Origin of the sequence: Ferruginivarius sediminum (genome assembly GCF_003344765.1) — a bacterium.
Taxonomy (GTDB): domain Bacteria; phylum Pseudomonadota; class Alphaproteobacteria; order Kiloniellales; family Rhodovibrionaceae; genus Ferruginivarius; species Ferruginivarius sediminum.
Window position 1 is genome coordinate 144,261 of record NZ_QPMH01000001.1, and the last position, 18,608, is coordinate 162,868.

Consider the following 18,608-nt stretch of genomic DNA (forward strand, 5'->3'; position numbering starts at 1 on the left):
GTACCACTCCTGCCGGCAATTCCTGACGGCAATCGGTTCGGCGCACAGCCTTCAGCCGCGTTGCCCGATATTTGCAGATGGCGATGCCCGGGCGGCAGGACAAGCCGATGACGGGTCGACTGTCAGGGCTGTGCCCAAGGTTCTTCGGCGCTTGGGTGAGGACCGTTCAACGGCGGCGGTGGCTCGTGCTGCTGGCGGCGGCGCTGCTGACCGTGCTGGCGGTGGTGGCCTGCGCGCGCCTGGGCATCTCCACGAACACCGTGGACATGATCTCGCCGGAGGTGCCGTTCAGACAGCATGCCAAGGCATATAACGCTGCCTTTCCGCAGCTGGACAATACTATCGTGGCCGTCGTGGATGCACCCACACCGGAGGGCGCCGACCATCTGGCCGCTGCGCTGGCGCAGCGCGCCGTTAGAATGCCCAGCGTGCGCGAGGTCTATCTGCCCGGCGGCGGTATGCTGCGAAGCCACGCGCTGCTTTATCTCTCGCAGGAAAGGCTGGCGGCCCTGGTGAAGCGGTTGGCGGAGGCGGAGCCGCTGCTGGCCACGCTTTCGCATTCGCCAAACATGCAAGGCTTGGCCGACATCCTGGCGCTGGCGGCCGAACGAGGCGCCGATGGGGAGATGGCGGGCCTCGACCGCCTGCTGCGCGAGATGGCGCGAACCGCCGACGTCGGACCCGGCGCCCCGGCTGCGGCGTTGTCCTGGCAATCCCTGCTGACGCCCGAGGGGAGCGAGGGGGTGAGTCGGACGCGGCGTTTCGTGGTGCTGCATCCGAAGCTCGACTTCACACGCCTGAAACCGGCGGCAGCGGCCATCGCGGCGGTGCGCACGGCCGCGAACGACCTTCAGGCGGATGCGGGTGCCGGCAGCCGGATCCGGCTCACCGGCGAAGCCGTGATCGAGCATCAGGAGCTTGAGACCGTGGAGGCGGGCGGCAGCCGGGCAGCACTGCTATCGTTGTTCGCGGTGTCCATCATCCTGCTGACAGGCTTTCGCGCACCGCGGCTGGCGGCGGCAAGTCTGGTGACGCTGATCGCCGGCCTTGTCTGGACGGCTGGACTGGCGGCGGTGACCGTGGGCGATCTGAACCTGATCTCAGTCGCCTTCGCCGTATTGTTCCTGGGCCTTGGTATCGACTTCTGCATTCACTTCGCCCTGCGCTACCGGGAGGAGCGGCGGGCGGGCACCGCCGCGGCACTGGAGGCCGCCGGTCGCGGTGTCGGCTGTGCCTTGCTGCTGAGTGCGCTCTGCGCCGCCCTGGGCTTTTTGTCGTTCCTGCCGACATCCTATCGCGGGCTGGCCGAACTGGGTCTGATTTCCGCGCTTGGCATGTTTGTCGCGGTAGTCGCCAGCCTGACGGTCCTGCCCGCGCTGCTGGCGATCTGGCAGCCACGGCACGGGCGAGCGGAGCCGCCGCGCCTCGTGGCGCGTGAACGGGACTTCGTCGCCCGTCATGGACGGAAGGTACTGGCCGTGGCGGCCGTTGCGGGTCTGGTCGGGCTGATGATCGCGCCCACGCTCAACTTCGATTTCAATCCGATGAACCTCCGCGACCCCGAGACCTCATCAATCATAACTTTCAACGACTTGGCATCTGATGTTCAGACTTCGCCGTATGCGGTAAATGTCCTCGCCGACGATCCGGGGGCGGCGGAACGGATCGCGGCGGAATTCCGCGCGGCTGGCGGCTTCGGCTCCGTGCGCACTCTCGACAGCTTCGTACCCAAGACGCAGGACGCAAAGCTGCGGATGTTGGAGGATGCCGCGTTCTTCCTCGCCCCTATCCTTGCGCGACCAGCGGAGGCGCCATCGCTATCGCCCGATGCACGTGCAGACGCCTACAGGGATCTGATCGCCGCCGCCTCCAAGCTTGGCGAGGGCGAAGGCGAGGTGGCGGCGGCCGCGCGCGAGCTGCGGGCAAGCCTCCTGGCGTCCGGGGAATCGCCCGACCTTGCGGCTATCGAAACGCGCTGGACAGCATATCTGCCCGATACCCTGAATTTCCTGACGGAAGCGCTTTCGGCCGGGCCGCTGACGCGGGCGGACCTGCCGGACGACTTACGGCAACGTTGGATCGGCGTCGATGGGCGCGCGCGCGTCGAGGTCCGGCCTTCGGCGGCGATAACCGGAAACGGCGATATTCGCCGCTTTGCCGAGCGGGCGCAAAGCATCGACAGCGCGGCAACCGGCGCGCCGATCGTTATTCAGGAAGCCTCGAAGGCGGTGGTCGGCGCCTTCAAGGAGGCGACGCTCTATGCACTGCTGGCAATCGTCCTGCTGCTGGCTGTGGCGCTGGGCCGTGTCCTGGATGTCGTGCTGACGCTTGCGCCGCTGGCCCTGGCGGCCGTATTGACGGTGGCGACAGCGGCACTTGTGGGTATACCGCTGAACTTCGCCAATGTGATCGTCCTGCCGCTGTTGATGGGACTGGGGGTCAGCAGTGGTATCCACCTCGTTCTCCGAGCCAGGGATGTTGCGCGCATCGACGAGATTTTCACCACCTCCACGCCGCGTGCCGTGCTTCTGAGCGTACTGACAACCCTCGCGTCCTTCGGGACTCTGATGGTGTCCGATCATCGCGGGATGAGCAGCATGGGCGCGCTTCTCACCATCGCAATCGCGTTTACCCTGCTGTCCGTCCTGGTGGTGCTGCCGTGCCTGCTTGCACAGGTGAAGTCGCCGCGTATGCGAGGATTATGAATATTTGGTATGTAATGGTGGAACGGCTGTATTCACGAGATCAATCCGTGCGCAGATTCCATCTTCGTGACCTACAGTATCGCGCTCTCGCCGCTGTTTTGATGGCGGTCTAGCGCCTGCCTCGGAGAATACCGCGTAATGCAGCTTGCTCTGACGGTTCTGAGCGGTCTGGCGGTCCTGGTCTGGGTCTATCTGCTCGTCGGACACGGTCAATTCTGGCGCACGCGCGAATGGCTGCCGCAAGCCGTGCAGCTTGTGCACTGGCCGGCAGTCGCGGTGCTGGTTCCGGCCCGCGATGAAGCGGAAACGATAGAGCGGACGGTTCACAGTATCCTGGGGCAGGACTATCCGGGCCGGCTTACCCTGACGGTCGTCGATGACCAGAGCAGCGACGGAACGGCGCATGTCGCCCGAAACGCGGCGGAAGCCATTGGCGCTGGCAACCGCCTCACAGTGGTGGAGGGCGACACGCCACCACCAGGGTGGACCGGTAAGATCTGGGCGATGGAGCAAGGCTGGCGATGGATATCCGCGTCCGACGGCGCACAGCGCTGGCTGTGGTTGACGGACGCGGATATCGCGCATCCGCCGGATACCTTGCGCCGCCTTGTCGCGAAGGGGGAGGAGAGCGACCGCGACCTCGTTTCGTTGATGGTGCGGCTTGTCGCGGAAGGCGGATGGGCACGGCTCTTGATCCCGCCGTTCGTGTATTTTTTCCGCCAGCTTTTCCCCTTCGCCTGGGTGAACGATCCGAAGCGCGGCACCGCCGCTGCGGCGGGCGGCTGCATGCTTGTCCGAAGGGACGCATTTATGGCGGCGGGCGGCTTCGCGGCGTTCGCGGGGTGCATTATCGACGATTGCGCGCTTGCCACCGCCATCAAACGCCGTGGGAGGCCACACGGTGGGTGGATATGGCTTGGCCTCAGCGACGGATCGCTCAGTCTCCGGCCCTATTGCGGCTTGGCCGGCATCTGGCGGATGGTGACGCGAAGCGCCTATGCGCAGCTCCGATTCTCGCCGTGGCTGCTGCTGGGTACGGTCCTGGCGATGGGCTTGGTGTATCTCGCGGGCCCGGCTATCGTCTTGAGCTTTCCCTGGCATGGCAATGTCCCGGCACTCGGCGGCGGGCTGGCGGCCTGGGGTCTGATGGCGATCAGTATCCTCCCGGTGCTGCGCGTCTATCGTCAGACATCGCTTTGGAGCCTTGCACTGCCACTGACGGCGTTGCTGTACACCGTCATGACCATCGGCTCGGCACGAGCCTATCTTGCTGGCCGTGGCGGGTGGTGGAAAGGGCGCTCCCAAGCTGTCCGTCATTCCGCTGTCACAGAACGATAACGGATCGTCACAAAAATCGGCGGATTTGTCGCAGTGCGACAGTATTCGCGCAAACTTGATCTGCGTCCTCTTGCTGGAAACCTGGGGATTCCTCTAACTTTGTGGGCCGATCAATCGGATAAGTACCAGCGTTGCGGCGGCCTGTGAAAAAGAGGCACGGATGCGATTTAAGGCGTCTGACAGCGTCGCGGAGAGTGCGGACGGCGGCAATGCCGGATCCGCCAAGAGCGAGAGCGACCGGCTGGGAGCTGTCGACGCGCTCATCCGCCGGGCGGGCGCCGCATTGCGGGAACGACAGCAGCCCGACGGCCACTGGGTGTTCGAGTTCGAGGCCGACGCGACGATCCCGGCCGAGTACATCCTGCTCCGCCATTTCCTGGGCGAGCCCGATGCCGGGAAGGAAGCGAAGACAGGCCGTTACCTGCGCCGCATCCAGAGGGACGACGGCGGTTGGCCGCTATTCGAGGACGGCGCCGCGGACGTCTCCGCCACCGTAAAGGCATACTACGCCCTGAAACTCATCGGTGACGATCCCGAAGCATCGCATATGGCGCGGGCTCGCGCGCACGTCCTGAAACGGGGTGGCGCGGCGCGGGCCAATGTCTTTACCCGCATCACACTGGCGCTGTTCGAGCAGGTACCCTGGCGCGCGGTGCCGACGATGCCGGCGGAGATCATGCTGCTGCCGCGCTGGTTCCCGTTCCACCTGGAAAAGGTGTCATATTGGTCGCGCACCGTCATCGCGCCGCTGGCGGTCCTGATGTCGCTGAAGCCGAAAGCACGCAATCCGCGAGGCGTGAATATCCGCGAACTGTTCGTGACACCACCGGAAAAGGAGCGCGACTATATCGACAACCCCACTGGCGGCACCGTCGGCAGCGTCTTCGTCGGCCTGGACAAGGCGGTGAAGGTGATCGACTCCCATATGCCGGGCGCCGTGCGTCGGCGCGCGATCGATGCCGCGATGGACTTCATCAAGCCGCGCCTTAACGGCGAGGACGGCCTTGGCGGCATCTTCCCTGCGATGGCGAATGCCGTGATGGCGTTCGACGCACTTGGGTATCCCCCGGACGACCCGGATGTGGCGACCGCCCGGGCAGCGGTGGAGAAACTTCTGCTCGACCGGGGCGACGAGCTGTACTGCCAGCCCTGCCTGTCGCCTGTCTGGGACACCTCGCTCGCCATTCATGCCATGCTGGAGGCGGAGGATGCGGCCTCGCGCCAGGCGGCGAAGGCGGCCTGTGACTGGCTGGTCGCGCGCGAGGTGACGAACGTGAAGGGGGACTGGGCAATCCGTCGGCCGGAGTTGCGGCCGTCCGGCTGGGCGTTTCAGTACCGGAACGACTATTATCCGGACCTGGACGATACCGCTGTCGTAGTGATGGCGCTGCAACGCCTGGATCCCGAGGGCTACCGCGAGGTGATCGAGCGGGCCAGCCGATGGATCGTCGGCATGCAAAGCAGCAACGGCGGATGGGGCGCCTTCGACGTCGACAACACCTATTACTACCTGAATCACATTCCCTTCGCCGATCACGGTGCCCTTCTGGACCCACCGACCGCCGATGTCAGCGCACGCTGCCTGGGTATGATGCTGCAACTGGGCTATGACACCGATCATCCCGCCGTGCGGAAGGCGGTCGACTTCCTGCTTGACGAGCAGGAGCCGGACGGGTCGTGGTACGGTCGCTGGGGCGTCAACTATGTCTATGGCACTTGGTCGGTGCTGAATGCCCTCAACGCCGCCGGCTTCCAGCCCGATCATCCGGCGATGCATCGGGCGGCGGCGTTTCTGCTGGCCTCGCAGCGCGCCGACGGCGGCTGGGGCGAGGACTGCGCCACCTACTGGGACGCGTGTCGGGGCGAGTCACTTGAGGGCACGCCCTCGCAAACTGCCTGGGCATTGATGGGCCTGATGGCGGCGGGACAGGTGGAGAGCGAGGCGGTGCAACGCGGCGTGGACTACTTGGTGGCGCAGCCGCTTGATGGCGCCAACTGGCGCGAGCGACTGTGGACCGGCGTCGGCTTCCCGCGTGTTTTCTACCTCAAGTACCACGGCTACAGCAGTTACTTCCCGCTTTGGGCCCTGGCGCGTTACCGCAACTTGATGCGCAGCAACGACCGCCGGGTACGGCACGCGATTTGACCCGCTTCGCGATCCTCGTCGGACTGGCGAGCGAGGCGGCAGTCGTCCATGCCGCCGCGCGAGGAGCCGGGCATCGCCTGAACGTCGCCGTGAGCGGCGCGGACGCGGCCCGCGCGCATTGGGAGGCCGGCCATCTCACGCGCGCGGCGCCCGATTTGATGGTGAGCCTCGGGCTGGCAGGCGGGCTGGATGTCGCTCTTACGCCAGGCACTCTCCTTGTTGCCGACGCCGTCATTGCGCCCGATGGCAAGCGGATGCTCACCGACACCGGTTGGACGGCACATCTGCGCGACCGCATTGCTGGCGCGGCGGCGGGCGATATCCTTGGCGCCGACGCCCCCGTGCTGAGCGCATCGGAGAAGGAGATGCTGGCGCGCGTCTCCGGCGCCTCCGCCGTCGATATGGAAAGTCACGCATTGGCAAGGGCGGCTCACGATGCCGGAATCCCCTTCGTCGTTCTGCGGGCCGTCTGCGACCCCGCCCGACGCACCCTACCGGGTGCCTTCCTCGAAATGCTGGACTCCGAGGGGCGGCTCCGCTGGGGAGCCTTGCCTGCTGTCCTGCGGCGTCCGGGGCCGGCGTTCACCTTATGGCGCGACAGCCGGGCCGGTCGTGTCGCTTTGGCCCGGGCGGCCGTCGCGCTTCTATCCGTCTAGTTGGACCTGCAAGCCTTTCAAAAGGACAATCCTTATACGGACGCATTGTCGGAGACACATATTCATTTGGTTGAATATGAAAGTTTTCTGTCTCATTATGAGCAAGAGAACCTGACGAGGATTCGGTGTCCGATGGTTGACGCGGAACTCAGTCCAAGTCCATCCGAACGGATCGAGTACTCGAATCCTGGTCGGGCGGAAGCGAGGACAAAGGATGTTCTGGCCGCCGTCCAGCCGACAGGTGGCGCGCCTTCCCGTATGCAGCCGTCAGCGCGAGGAATTGTCTGATGTCGGGATGCGCGCTCGCCGCGCAAGCGGGAGAAGGCACAGATGCCGAAAATGGATCGCCGTCGCCGGTACGACTTCAACAAGTTCCGCGAGCAACTCGAACAGCTCACTAGCGAGGAAATCCGCGAGCGGCTGAATACGAACCGCATCCGCAGCACGGAGCGGCGGGCGTGGGCGGAAGAGCTGTTGCGCGAGCGGGCACGGGCTGGAGAGGCGGGGAGAGTCGAGGGAACGGAACGGGCTGCGCGTGCCTCGGCCACCAAGGCAGCCAGAATGGCGGAGGAGGCTGGGCAGGGATCGAGAGATACCTTCGGCGCCCGCCGGGCAGACACCGAGCACGTCCGGCAACGTAAGGGGCGAGAGGACTTGCCGACGGTTCGACAGCTAGGTTGCGTCCTCTGTCTGGCCGCTATGATCGGTGCCATGACGATCCTGGCCGCGGGGTTGCTGCGACGATAACGCTCCGGCCGGCAACTTTCCACTCGATCACGCTGGACTGCCGAACCTACTCGATGTATTTGCGTACTAGGCGCCAGGACAGCGCTTGCCAAGCTGGCGCTTGTTGTGTTCCTAGACCCGGCCAGGCTTGCGACAAGGCGGGCTGGGCCCCACATTGATAATCGTGTGACAGACAGGCTGGGGTGCCGCGGCCTTTCGGGCCGCGGCTGAGATCATACCCACGAACCTGAACAGGGTCATTCCTGCGAAGGGAGCCGCGAGACGTGACTCACCCATTTCCCACCGACATCCGCTGGCAGCCGCGCACCGTCGTTATCGGGGCCGGCGTCAACGGTCTTGGCATCGCCTGGAAGCTGGCGCAGGCCGGCTGCGAGGTAACGGTCTACGACAAGGGCGCGGCTGGTCATGGCGCAAGCTGGGCGGCGGCCGGCATGCTTGCCGCCGGTGCCGAGGCGGAGCCGGGCGAAGAGAAGCTGACCGAGCTTGGTCGGGCCAGCCAGAAGCTATGGCCCGCCTTTGCGGAGGAACTACGGGCGGCCAGCGGCATCGACCCCGAGTACCGCGACGAGGGCCTGCTGATCGCCGCGATGAACCGCGACGAGGCGGAGCGCCTGCGCTTCGACTTCGACTACCAGCGCGGTCTGGGCATCGAGATGACATGGCTGAGCGGCGCCGAGGCGCGCCGCCGTGAACCACATCTGCGTAGTGGCGTGGTTGCCGCCGTGTATAGCCCGGACGACCATCAGGTGAACAACCGCTGCCTCGTGCAGGCGCTTCGGGTCGCCGCTGAGCGCGCCAGCGTGACGATCCATGAGAACGCGCCGGTGGAGGAGATCGAAACCACCGCCGGCGGCGTGACCGGCGTCCGCGTCGGCGGTGCGCGCGTCGCCGCCGATGCGGTCGTTCTGGCCGCCGGTCCGTGGAGCCGTGATATTGCCGGTTTGCCGGAGGATGCGCGGCCGCCGGTGCGGCCGATCAAGGGGCAAGTGCTGTCGCTACGCATGGACCCGTCCGAGCCGCTGCTGCGCCATGTGCTGTGGGCGCCGACGGCCTATCTGGTGCCACGGCGGGACGGCACGCTGATCGTCGGCGGCACGGTGGAGGAAAAGGGCTTCGACGACACCATCACCGCCGGCGGTCTCTACGCGCTCCTGGAAGCGGCGTGGCGCGCGGTGCCGGCCATCGAGGAACTGCCGGTCGCGGAAACCTGGGTTGGCTGGCGTCCCGGCAGCCGCGACGACGCTCCCATTCTGGGGCCGGCGCCTGTGGACGGCCTGTGGCTGGCGACCGGCCACCATCGCAACGGCATTCTGCTGGCGCCATTGACGGCGCAGGCGATGGCAAGCGAAATCCTCGGCCGCGCGCGCCTTGATGTCCTGCGTCCTTTCGGGGTGGAGCGCTTTGCCAGCCGTGAGCGAAGGGCCGGCGACACGGCGGCGGCGGGGGCGTTATGAGTACGATCACCGTCAACGGTGAGCCGCGCGAAACCGCGTCGCTAACCGTCCGGGACCTTCTGCGCAACGAGGGGTTCGACCCCGACCGGCGCGGCCTGGCGGTCGCGCTCAACGGCGCGGTCGTGCCGCGCAAGCAATGGAACGAGACCTCCGTGCAGGCCGGCGACGATGTCGAGATCGTCAAGCCGTTTTCCGGAGGCTGAGAGGAGTCATGGCACCTGACGCAAGCCACGCCAAGGCGACCCCGGAGGGTCTGCGCATCGCCGGGCGGATCTTCGGTTCGCGCCTGCTGATTGGCACGGCCGGCTATCCGAACCAGCAGGTCATGCTGGATGCCATTTCCGCAAGTGGGGCGGAGATCGTGACGGCCTCGATCCGCCGCGTCTCGCTTGAGGGGTATGCCGAAAGTTTGCTGGACCTGTTGTCGGGCAAGCACATCCTGCCGAACACGGCCGGGTGCGAGACCGCCCGCGATGCCGTCCTCACGGCGCAGCTCGCGCGCGAGGCGCTGGAGACCGAGTGGGTCAAGCTGGAGGTCATCGGCGACCGCGACACTCTTTATCCCGACGTCGAGCAGCTTGTCCGCGCGGCCGAGGAACTTGTGAAGGACGGCTTTGTCGTGCTGCCGTACTGCAACGATGATCCTGTCACCTGCCAGAAGCTGGCCGATGTCGGCTGCGCCGCCGTGATGCCGCTTGGCTCGCCCATCGGCTCGGGTCAGGGGGTGGCGAACCCGGCGGCTATCGAGATGATCTGCGCGCGGAGTTCCGTGCCGGTGATCCTGGATGCTGGTGTCGGCACGGCCTCGGACGCGGTGATTGCGATGGAGCTTGGCTGCGACGGCGTGTTGTTGAACACGGCCGTCTCCAAGGCCCACGACCCCGTGCGCATGGCTGCCGCGATGCGCGATGCCGTTGCCGCGGGCGCCGGCGCCCGGCGCGCGGGGCGCATTCCACGGCGCATGCATGCGGAGCCGTCGAGCCCACGCCTTGGATTGATCGGCTCATGATCTTGCCCCGGCCGCGGCTCATGCTCATCACCGACCGGCGCCAGGCGCGCCGGCCGCTTGTCGAGATCGTGCGCGAGGCGTTCGAGGGCGGGTGCCGCTGGGTCAGCGTGCGGGAGAAGGACCTCAGTACGAACGACCGTCGGCGCCTGACCCGCGAGCTGGTGAAGCTGGGCGACAATTACGGTGCCACCGTCACGCTGCACGGCGACGTCGCAACGGCGGAAGCGGCGCGCGCCGCCGGCGTCCATGTGGGGCAGGGGACGTCGCCCGGCGCCGTCCGCAGTATTCTGGCGGGCGATGTCCTGGTGGGCGCGTCGGTCCACTCGTGGGCGGAGGCCGAGCAGGCGCAGGCCGACGGCGCGGACTACGTCACCGTCAGTCCGATCTTCGAGACGGCCAGCAAGCCCGGCTATGGCCCGGTCCTGGGCCTGGAGATCCTGTCGGAGTTCTGTGCCGCCCTGCGCACGCCCGTGGTTGCGCTTGGCGGCGTCACGCCGGAAACGGCCCGATCCTGCATTGAGGCAGGCGCAAGCGCCGTGGCCGTCATGGGTGAGGTCATGCGTGCAGACGATCCGCGGGAAACGATGAGGGCCTATGTCAATCGGCTTGGTTGAAGTCGGATATGTTTTGTCGACGAATTTCATCTCGAAATAGCCGATGTTCCAACTCTGTCAACAACGACGAAGCACATGTTTCGAGTTACACAAAACAATTGTTTGTTTTAAAACAATACTTATCTTGAAAAAGTTATAACTTATGTATATTTAAATCATCCAACATATACCCAAAGTATTTTTTATATTCATACTTATTGTTTTATGTTTGGCAGGCCTCGATAAGAAACCCGATCTTAATCTTGTTCGTGTTCCTTGTTGCGGGTACCGTGCCGCACCTTCGCCAGGGTGTGGGTGACGGCCGGCAGGAACTTTACGGACACGGTCGCTCCGTTGCGCAGGCTCGGCAATGGAAAGCCAAACCGTCAGCGCCCGGTCAAGGGTATTGGCCGGGCGGCGGATCGGATCGGGGATGCTGCAGGTGGCCGACGATCAATCCCAGTCTTTCAAGCAACGCGTTGCGCGGCGGCTGTTCCGCGAGAGGGATATCCTTTTGCGCAGCGATGGCCGGGTGCATTACCTGCGCCTGACGCCGCGCTTGCAGAAGGCCATGGCCGGTGGCCTGCTCGTGGTTCTGCTCGGCGTTGCCACGGTTTCGGGCGGATTGGTCTGGCAGCAGGAGCGGCTGTCCCAGCGTGCCGTCGAACTGGCGGAATCCCGCGCCGCGCGCGAGGCGCTGGATGAGCGCATGCGCTCGGCCCGGCGGCAGGTTGGCGACCTGCTTGCGCAAATTGGCGGGCAGCTTGACGGAACCGAGCACTTGAACGACAGCGGCGCCGCCCTCTCGCAGGGCCTGGAGCGTATACGCGCCGGGCTGACGACGCTTGCGGCCCGGAACTCGGCGCTTGCCGCCCGCGTCGCGCGGGCACGGGCGGACCTTCGCCGCGCCGATGCCCATGCGGAGCAGCTTGCCGCTTCCCGGGCGCGACTGGAGAACGAGCTTTCGGCGACCCGAAGCGAGCTGGCCGGCATCGTGAGTCGGCGCGAGGAACTGGCCAACCGCTTGGCCGATGCCCGCGCCGACCAGGAAGCGCTGCGGGCTTCCCGACAGGCCGAGGCGAACGCCCGCCTGGAGGCGGAGGAGAGGGCGCAGCGGCTGGCCGAAAGCCTGGAGGCGACGCGCCGTGACGAGGTCGGCCTGCGGGGCCGGCTCGACAGCCTGCAGGCGCAGGTCGCCGAAAGCAAAAAGGCGCGTAGCGGGCTGATGCAGGAACGAAAGGAACTGGCCCAGCGCGTCGGTCGGTTGGAGCGGACTCTGGGCAAGGATCTTGGAGGTGAAGGCGGCGGTGAGGCCGACCTCGCGGGACGGATCGCGCGGCTTGAGAAAGCCTTGCTGGCAGCGGAATCCAAGGGCACGCTGTTGGCCGCCGAACGTGACCGCCTGCAGGGCAAGGTGGGTGAGTTGCAGGATCGCCTGGCGTCTTGGCGCGACCGGCAGTCCGGCGTGCTTGAGCATTTCCGCGCGCGAGCCCGCGACGGCCTTGATCCCATCGAGAAGACGGTCGCCATGACCGGCATCGACGTCGACATGCTGATCGCCCGTGTCCAGGCGGAGGGTGGGGCGCGCGGCGGCCCGTTCATTCCCGCTTCAGACGAGATCGACGGTGCCTTGGGCGAGGAAGTCCGCCGGCTGGAAGCGCAGATCGAGCGGCTGGTCGCGCTCCAGGCGGGGCTCCGCTCTCTGCCGCTCACCGCGCCGCTCGACGCGTTCTGGATCAGCAGCCATTTCGGCAAGCGGCGCGATCCCTATAACGGCCGCTGGGCGATGCACGAAGGTCTCGACTTGGCCGCCCAGGCCGGCTCGCCAGTCCACGCGGCCGCGCCGGGCAAGGTGGTCTACGCCGGCCGCAAACACGGCTATGGCCGCGTCGTGGAGGTCGACCACGGCTATGGCATCACGACCCGCTACGCGCACCTGAAGTCCATCGCGGTGGAACGCGGCACGCGCCTGGAGCATCGCGACAAGGTGGGCGGGGTCGGCAATTCCGGGCGCAGCACGGGCACGCATCTCCACTACGAGATTCTGGTGGACGGCGAGCCGTTCGATCCCATGAACTTTCTCGAGGCAGGCAAGCATGTTTTCAAAGGCTAAACCGAAGCAGGGTCCGTCGCCTTCCACGCCACCCACGACGAAGCCAAGCGGCGTGCCCTCGATCGTCAGTCCGGAACTGACCATCAAGGGGAACCTGGCCAGCAGCGGCGACATCCAGGTCGATGGCACGGTCGAGGGCGATGTCGAGGCGGCGAACCTCACCATTGGCGAAAACGGAGCCGTCCACGGCAAGGTCAGCGCGCGAATTGTCCGGATTTGCGGCCGGGTGGCCGGCGAGGTGCATGGCGGTGAGGTGATGCTAGCCGCCAGCGCGCATGTCTACGGCGACATTGTCCACGACAGCTTGGCGATCGAGGCGGGCGCCGACATCGAGGGACATTGCCGCCGCCGTGACAATGCGGCCAATGGGGCCGGCGACGCGAAACAGGCGGCCGGTAGAAACCGCGGCAAATCCAGCGCGGCCGCCGTCGCGGGCCAAACCGAAACACAGGCGCCCGCCAAGCTTGCCAACGGCAGTGCCGAGGCGGCGCAGGGGCAGCCGGAAAGCAAGCCGGCCGAATAGCATTCGCGCTGCGCCGCGCAAGGGACAGTTACGAACTCAGGTGGCGCCCCGAATCGCCTCGCAGAAGGTTTCGGGGTCGACGTTTCCGCCGGACATCGTGATGGCGACCGTGCGGCCGTGGAGGTCGAGTTTGCCCGCCAATACGGCGGCCAGGCACACGGCGCCGCCCGGCTCGACGACGAGCTTCAGGGCGCGGAATGCGAAGTCCATTGCCTGCCTCACCTCCGCGTCGGACACCGCAAGGCCACCCGCCAGCAGCTTCCGGTTGATCTCAAAGGTCAATTCACCGGGTGTCGGCGCCAGCAGGGCATCGCAAAACGATTTTCCGCTTGGGTCGTTCGAGACACGGCGCCCCTCGGCAAGTGAGCGGGCATGGTCGTCAAAGCCTTCCGGCTCCACCGTGTAGACCTCCGTAGCCGGGCTCAGTTCCCGCATCGCCAGCGCCGAACCCGCCGTCAGCCCGCCGCCACCGCAGCAGGTCAAGAGCGCGTCGACCCGCCAACCCCGCGCGGCTGCCTGTCGCGCGATTTCCAGGCCGCAGGTACCCTGACCCGCGATCACATCCGGGTCGTCGTAGGGTTTGACCAGTGTCGCCCCGCGCTCGGCCGCGATCTGCGCGCCGACCTGTTCGCGCTGTTCCTGGTAGCGGTCATACAGCTGGACTTCCGCGCCGTAGCCCCGGGTATTCTCGATCTTCATCTTCGGGGCGTCGGAAGGCATCACAATGACCGCCGGAATGCCGAGCAACTGCGCCGCGTGGGCGACGCCCTGCGCGTGGTTGCCGGAGGAATAGGCGACCACGCCACCCTCTTTCGCGGTTTCGGGCAATTGCGAGAGCTTGTTGTAGGCACCCCGGAACTTGAAGGAGCCGGTGCGTTGCAGGGTTTCCGGCTTGATCAGGATGCGTCCGCCAACCCTTTCATCCAGCGCGGGGACGTTCAGTAGCGGCGTCTCGATGGCGACACCGCGAAGCCGCTCTGCCGCCGCAACCACCTCGTCAAAGCCGGGATGAGTGGTGGACTGGGCCGTCGAGTCTGGTGAGGAAGTCATCGATCGCTGCCTTCGATTCGGGTTCATCCAGCAAGGGCGCATGGCCGCGCCCGGCCACCTCGGCGACGGCGAGGTCAGGCTTATCCGCCTGCATCCGGGCCAGGATCGGCGGTGTCAGCACATCCGATTGCCGTCCACGCAACGCCAGAACCTGGAACGGCCGCAATGCACCGAACAGCGGCCACATGTCACGTGAGGCCGCGCGACGCAGCGGCTGCACGATGCGCGGGTCCCAGTTCACATGCAAGCGTCCATCGCCACCGGCGACGAAGGTCGTTTTCGCGATGGCCATCAGAGTGTCGGCATCCGTGACACCGAGATTGGGATAGATGCGTGGGATCGCCTCGGCCGCCTGCGCCCAGGTATCCTGTGGATGGTCCCGGCCCACGATGTCGAGGATGCGGCCCATGGTGGCGTTGGGAATCTCGGGGCCGATGTCGTTCAGGATGGTGGCGCGGATGCGCGTCGGGGCGGCCACGGCGAGAGCCATCGCCAGCGAGCCGCCCAGCGAAGTGCCGAGAACGACCGGCCTGTCCAGGTTCAGCGCCGCCGTCACTTGCAGGACGTCGTCGAGCAGGTTCTCCGGGGCGTAACCGCTGGCCCGTCCGGCGCGCTCGGAATTTCCGTGGCCGCGATAGTCGAAGGCGACCACACGGCGGTGAGCGGCATGGTGGTGGGCGAAGGCATCGAAATCGGCGGCCGTCCGGGTAAGGCCGCTGAGGCAAAGCATCGGCGCGCCCTCGGCAAGCGGATCGCCGTAATCCCGGACAGCCAGCCGCACGCTGTCGCGCCCCGTGATACGCCAGGGTCTATAGCCGCTCATGGCCACCGCTTTGCATCGAAGCAAAGACACTTATCTAATGGAAGGTGGGCGCGGCGCGCATACCGAGGGAGATACCCATGCGCGGCAATCGGATGCTGGCAATGCTGTTGGCAGCGTTGACCGGTCTCGCATTGGCGGCTTGCAGCACCGCTCGCACGACGCCGACCCCGAATGACTCCGACCTCGCTGTGCTGGCCCGCGTCACGCAGGACGCACTGGAGGCGAACGCCACCGGCGCCGCGAACAACTGGGCGAACCCTGAAACCGGCGCGCGCGGCACGGTCACGCCGATGCGGACGTACAAGGACGGCAAGACGCCGTGCCGCGACTACCAGCAGACCTTCACCGCCGGCAGTCGCACGATGCTGGCCTATGGCACCGCCTGCCGGGTGGACGATGGTACTTGGAACACGCAGGAGCACACCGGTTTCTACGACCCGGAGCGCCGTCGCTATGTCCGTGACGGCTATTATCATTACCCCTACTGGCCATACTACCGGCGCTATCCCTACAGCAGGTACTGGTACGACGATCCCTTCTGGCCGAGCCGACGAAGCTTCTTCTGGATGGGTTATGGCCGCGACTTCTAGAGCCCGAGGAGGCCGGCGACCTCGTCCAGGGTGCGAACCTCCGCCTTCGGTGCGCCGGGCAGGCGCTCGCGCTGCTGGCCGAAGCGGTTGATCCATGCGCAGTTGAAGCCGAAGTTGGCGGCACCGTGCACGTCCCAGGCGTTGGACGAGACGAAGCAGATCCGCTCCGCCGGGGCCCCACTGCGCTCGGTCCCGAGGCGGTAGACGCGCGGGTCCGGCTTGTAGATGCCAACGGCCTCGACCGTGATGACGTCGTCCAGCAAATCCTTGATGCCGGCTGAATCGACCGCCGACGCCAGCATCCGGGGCTCGCCGTTCGACAGGATCGCCGTCTTACGCCCGCTGTCCTTGATCCGCTTCAGCGCGCCCGGCACCTCGGGATAGGTGTCGAGGGTCAGGTACAGGTCCATCAGCCGCTGGCGAAGTCCGGCATCGTCCACGCCCTGGCTGGCCAGCGCGTAGTCCAGCGCATCGCCGGTTACCTGCCAGAAGTCGGTATGCTCCCCCATCAGGCTGCGCAGCCAAGTGTACTGAAGCTGCTTGTCGCGCCATGTTGCCGACACCCCCTGCGCCTTGTCCCCGAGTGCCGCCGCTTCCTTGGCGACCGCCGAATGCACATCGAACAAGGTGCCGTAGGCATCGAACAGGCAGGCGTCGATGTTGGCGAAATCCGGATGGGTCATCGCTTGGCGTCCTTGCTACTTCGAGTCACGGTTGCACTAAGCGATAGGGAAACCCAGTCGACGCTCAAAGGCAACAGGGGCCGGCCGAACCAATCTGCTTCAAGGTGCCGCCGCGCAGCATGAGGTCGCTCTCCAGCGCCAGCGCAACCTCCGTCGGGGCGAGGCGGTGGCGGTAGACCATCAGGCTTTCGAACACCCGTTGGACATAGTTCCGGGTTTCGGTGAACGGCAGGCTCTCGATCCAGTCGACCGGATCGACGAAGCCCGTGCGTGGGTCGCCGTACTTCCGCAGCCAGTGCGAGACCCGCGAAGGCCCGGCGTTGTACGCTGCGACCGCAAGCAGCAGGGAACCGTCGTAGCGTTCCAGCAGCTTAGAGATATAGCGGCTGCCCAGGCGCAGGTTGTAGCCGGCGTCCGCGGTCAGGCGGCCGCGGCTGTAGCTCAGGTCCAGTTCGCGGGCGATGTTGCGGGCCGTCGCCGGCATGAGCTGCATCAGGCCCCGCGCGCCGGCGCGGCTGACGGCAGCGATGTCGAAGCCGCTTTCCTGTCGCACGATGGCCAGAAGGACCGCGCCCTCGCCATGGCCTGCTTCGACGACGTGCGGCAACGGCACGACCGGGTACAGATGGTCGGGCAGGATCTTCCCCTCCCGCCGGGCCTGCCGGGCGACCCGTACCGCCAGATCCTGGCGGCCGATGTCGCTCGCGAGGTCGGCTACGAGCTTTGCGGCCTTGCTGGTGCCAGCCTTGTCGGCCAGGTGCATGACCAAGCGGTCGGCCCGTTCTTCCAGGCCATAGGCGGCCAGCAGCCGCACGCCGCGCACCAGTTCCCGCGCCTCGAAAGTGGCCTGTTGCGCGTCGTCCGGCCGGGGCGGGCGGGGCAGCGCCAGGAAGGCGCTTTCGCCCAGGCGCGCGGCCGCAAGCTGACCATAGAAGGTCGTCAGGTTGGTGGCGGCCGTTTCGTACCAGCGGCGCGCATCCTCTGGCCGACCCGCGGCCTCTGCCGCGCGGCCTGACCAGTAGGCGCCGCGTGCCCGGCTGACCGGCGTGCTGACACCTTCATAGAGGCGTGTGAAATGCGGATAGGCGGTCTCCGGCTCACGCAGGAATTGCAGAGCGATCCAGCCGGCCAACCATTCCCCCTGCGCGAATCCCAACCCCTCGTCCATGCCGTGATTGGCGGCGATGCGATAGGCGACGGAGATTTCTCCGCGGTCCAGGGCCGTGCGGGCCGTCCAGTGGCGGATCGGCCACCAGACCTCCGGGTATTGCGCGTCCGGGCGCGGCGGATCCAGGAGTTCCAGCACCCCTTCGAAGCGGCCCTTGCGCTGGCGCCACCTTGCCCGCTCGAACACCAGCCCCGGATGATCGCGGAGTTCCCTCGGCACGCCGGCGATGGCACCGTCGACGCCGGGCTGCATGCGCGCCAGACGGATTCGTGCGCGGGCCAGTGCGCGATGACCCTGGTCGACGCGCTTTGCCTGCCTTTGCGCCGCGCTCAGCCGTCGCTCCCAGATCAGTCGGTCCAGTCGCTGGCGATGCAATTCAGGGGTCAGCAGGTGCCCATAGCGGGCATAGAACCGCTTCTCGTCCGTGTAGGGGAAGTCTCGCGCGACCCAGGTGTGCCGCAGCAAGGCCCTCGCGGCATCCGTCAAGCCGTCCGAAATCAGCGCGTCGGCGTAGCGCTCGGCCCCATAGGGGCTGACCGGCTTGCGGTCGGCGAAGAAGGCGCGGACGTCGGAATCCGAAAGCTCCGAGGGCATGGCCCCCTCGGCGCGGTGCTGGAGCGTGTATTGCCACGGCCAGTCCGGGTTGGCGGCGATGAAGTCCACGTACTCTTGGAAATTCCCGTCGGTGCGCTGCTCTATCATGATGAACCAGCGCAGCAGCTTACGCGCCAGCGGATTCTGCAGCCCGGCTACGATACGGTGGGCGCGGTTGAACTCATCCGCATCAATGGCGCCGAACGCGGAGGCGACCAGTATGCGTTGCGGCGGCTCCGGCGGTTGCGGAGGGATGGCAACAGCATTCGCGCCGGTCAATGCCGTCAAGATGAATGCAACAGCGCCGGCCCGCAGCCGCCGGCCCAGGGCCATGAAAGTCCTGGCCACGTCACCCCCTCAAGAACGTGAAAGCACCGGCCTTCTCGGTCGAGAGTATTCTAGGCAAGTTGGATTAA

General features: G+C 66.3%; 16 protein-coding genes and 1 riboswitch. Of the genes, 12 read left to right on the forward strand and 4 right to left on the reverse strand.

Features of this window, described 5'->3' with window-relative positions:
- Nucleotides 1-155: 155 nt before the first annotated feature.
- The 11 genes from DRB17_RS00645 (at nucleotide 156) to DRB17_RS00695 (ending at nucleotide 13,284) form a co-directional block, all read left to right on the forward strand.
- On the forward strand, nucleotides 156-2,705 hold the full coding sequence (locus tag DRB17_RS00645; protein WP_161958654.1) for an MMPL family transporter: 2,550 nt from the start codon (nucleotides 156-158) through the stop codon (nucleotides 2,703-2,705).
- Between the two features lie 138 nt (nucleotides 2,706-2,843).
- Entirely contained in the window at nucleotides 2,844-4,043 is a 1,200-nt protein-coding gene (locus tag DRB17_RS00650; RefSeq protein WP_114580237.1) for a glycosyltransferase, read from the forward strand.
- Nucleotides 4,044-4,203: 160 nt separating this feature from the next.
- Complete coding sequence (shc, locus tag DRB17_RS00655) at nucleotides 4,204-6,189, forward strand: squalene--hopene cyclase (protein ID WP_114580238.1); 1,986 nt, start codon at nucleotides 4,204-4,206, stop codon at nucleotides 6,187-6,189.
- On the forward strand, nucleotides 6,186-6,845 hold the full coding sequence (locus DRB17_RS00660; RefSeq protein WP_161958655.1) for a phosphorylase family protein: 660 nt from the start codon (nucleotides 6,186-6,188) through the stop codon (nucleotides 6,843-6,845). The genes shc and DRB17_RS00660 overlap by 4 nt, the downstream gene beginning before the upstream one ends.
- A gap of 330 nt (nucleotides 6,846-7,175) precedes the next feature.
- Nucleotides 7,176-7,592: a hypothetical protein gene (locus DRB17_RS00665; RefSeq protein ID WP_114580239.1), complete on the forward strand. Its 417-nt coding sequence runs from the start codon at nucleotides 7,176-7,178 to the stop codon at nucleotides 7,590-7,592.
- A gap of 168 nt (nucleotides 7,593-7,760) precedes the next feature.
- Nucleotides 7,761-7,862: riboswitch (TPP riboswitch) on the forward strand.
- Nucleotides 7,856-9,046 carry a glycine oxidase ThiO gene (gene thiO, locus DRB17_RS00670; RefSeq protein ID WP_241503695.1) on the forward strand — a complete coding sequence of 397 codons (1,191 nt, stop codon included), beginning with the start codon at nucleotides 7,856-7,858 and terminating at the stop codon, nucleotides 9,044-9,046. (Overlaps the previous riboswitch by 7 nt.)
- Nucleotides 9,043-9,249, forward strand: a complete 207-nt coding sequence (gene thiS / locus DRB17_RS00675; RefSeq protein ID WP_114580240.1) for a sulfur carrier protein ThiS — start codon at nucleotides 9,043-9,045, stop codon at nucleotides 9,247-9,249. Before thiO ends, thiS begins: the two co-directional genes overlap by 4 nt.
- 8 nt (nucleotides 9,250-9,257) lie before the next feature.
- Entirely contained in the window at nucleotides 9,258-10,055 is a 798-nt protein-coding gene (gene thiG / locus DRB17_RS00680; RefSeq protein ID WP_114580241.1) for a thiazole synthase, read from the forward strand.
- The gene (gene thiE, locus DRB17_RS00685; RefSeq protein WP_114580242.1) at nucleotides 10,052-10,669 is read left to right on the forward strand and encodes a thiamine phosphate synthase; all 618 of its coding nucleotides are present in this window, start codon (nucleotides 10,052-10,054) and stop codon (nucleotides 10,667-10,669) included. The genes thiG and thiE overlap by 4 nt, the downstream gene beginning before the upstream one ends.
- 349 nt (nucleotides 10,670-11,018) lie before the next feature.
- Nucleotides 11,019-12,761, forward strand: coding sequence for a peptidoglycan DD-metalloendopeptidase family protein (locus tag DRB17_RS20620; RefSeq protein WP_114580243.1), 1,743 nt, complete (start codon nucleotides 11,019-11,021; stop codon nucleotides 12,759-12,761).
- On the forward strand, nucleotides 12,745-13,284 hold the full coding sequence (locus DRB17_RS00695) for a bactofilin family protein (protein WP_114580244.1): 540 nt from the start codon (nucleotides 12,745-12,747) through the stop codon (nucleotides 13,282-13,284). The genes DRB17_RS20620 and DRB17_RS00695 overlap by 17 nt, the downstream gene beginning before the upstream one ends.
- Nucleotides 13,285-13,320: 36 nt before the next feature.
- Here the strand turns inward: DRB17_RS00695 and DRB17_RS00700 are convergent, their stop codons facing one another.
- On the reverse strand, nucleotides 13,321-14,334 hold the full coding sequence (locus tag DRB17_RS00700; RefSeq protein WP_114580245.1) for a threonine ammonia-lyase: 1,014 nt from the start codon (nucleotides 14,332-14,334) through the stop codon (nucleotides 13,321-13,323).
- Nucleotides 14,282-15,157, reverse strand: coding sequence for an alpha/beta fold hydrolase (locus DRB17_RS00705; RefSeq protein WP_114580246.1), 876 nt, complete (start codon nucleotides 15,155-15,157; stop codon nucleotides 14,282-14,284). Before DRB17_RS00705 ends, DRB17_RS00700 begins: the two co-directional genes overlap by 53 nt.
- Nucleotides 15,158-15,234: 77 nt before the next feature.
- Between DRB17_RS00705 and DRB17_RS00710 the strand changes: the two genes are divergently transcribed.
- Complete coding sequence (locus DRB17_RS00710; RefSeq protein WP_114580247.1) at nucleotides 15,235-15,747, forward strand: RT0821/Lpp0805 family surface protein; 513 nt, start codon at nucleotides 15,235-15,237, stop codon at nucleotides 15,745-15,747.
- On the opposite strand, the gene DRB17_RS00715 is transcribed toward DRB17_RS00710, so the two are convergent.
- Both DRB17_RS00715 and DRB17_RS00720 read right to left on the reverse strand, forming a co-directional pair.
- Entirely contained in the window at nucleotides 15,744-16,430 is a 687-nt protein-coding gene (locus DRB17_RS00715) for a haloacid dehalogenase type II (protein WP_114580248.1), read from the reverse strand. The two genes, DRB17_RS00710 and DRB17_RS00715, sit on opposite strands and share 4 nt — an antisense overlap.
- Nucleotides 16,431-16,494: 64 nt before the next feature.
- Nucleotides 16,495-18,540: a lytic transglycosylase domain-containing protein gene (locus DRB17_RS00720; protein ID WP_147274768.1), complete on the reverse strand. Its 2,046-nt coding sequence runs from the start codon at nucleotides 18,538-18,540 to the stop codon at nucleotides 16,495-16,497.
- Nucleotides 18,541-18,608 lie beyond the last annotated feature (68 nt).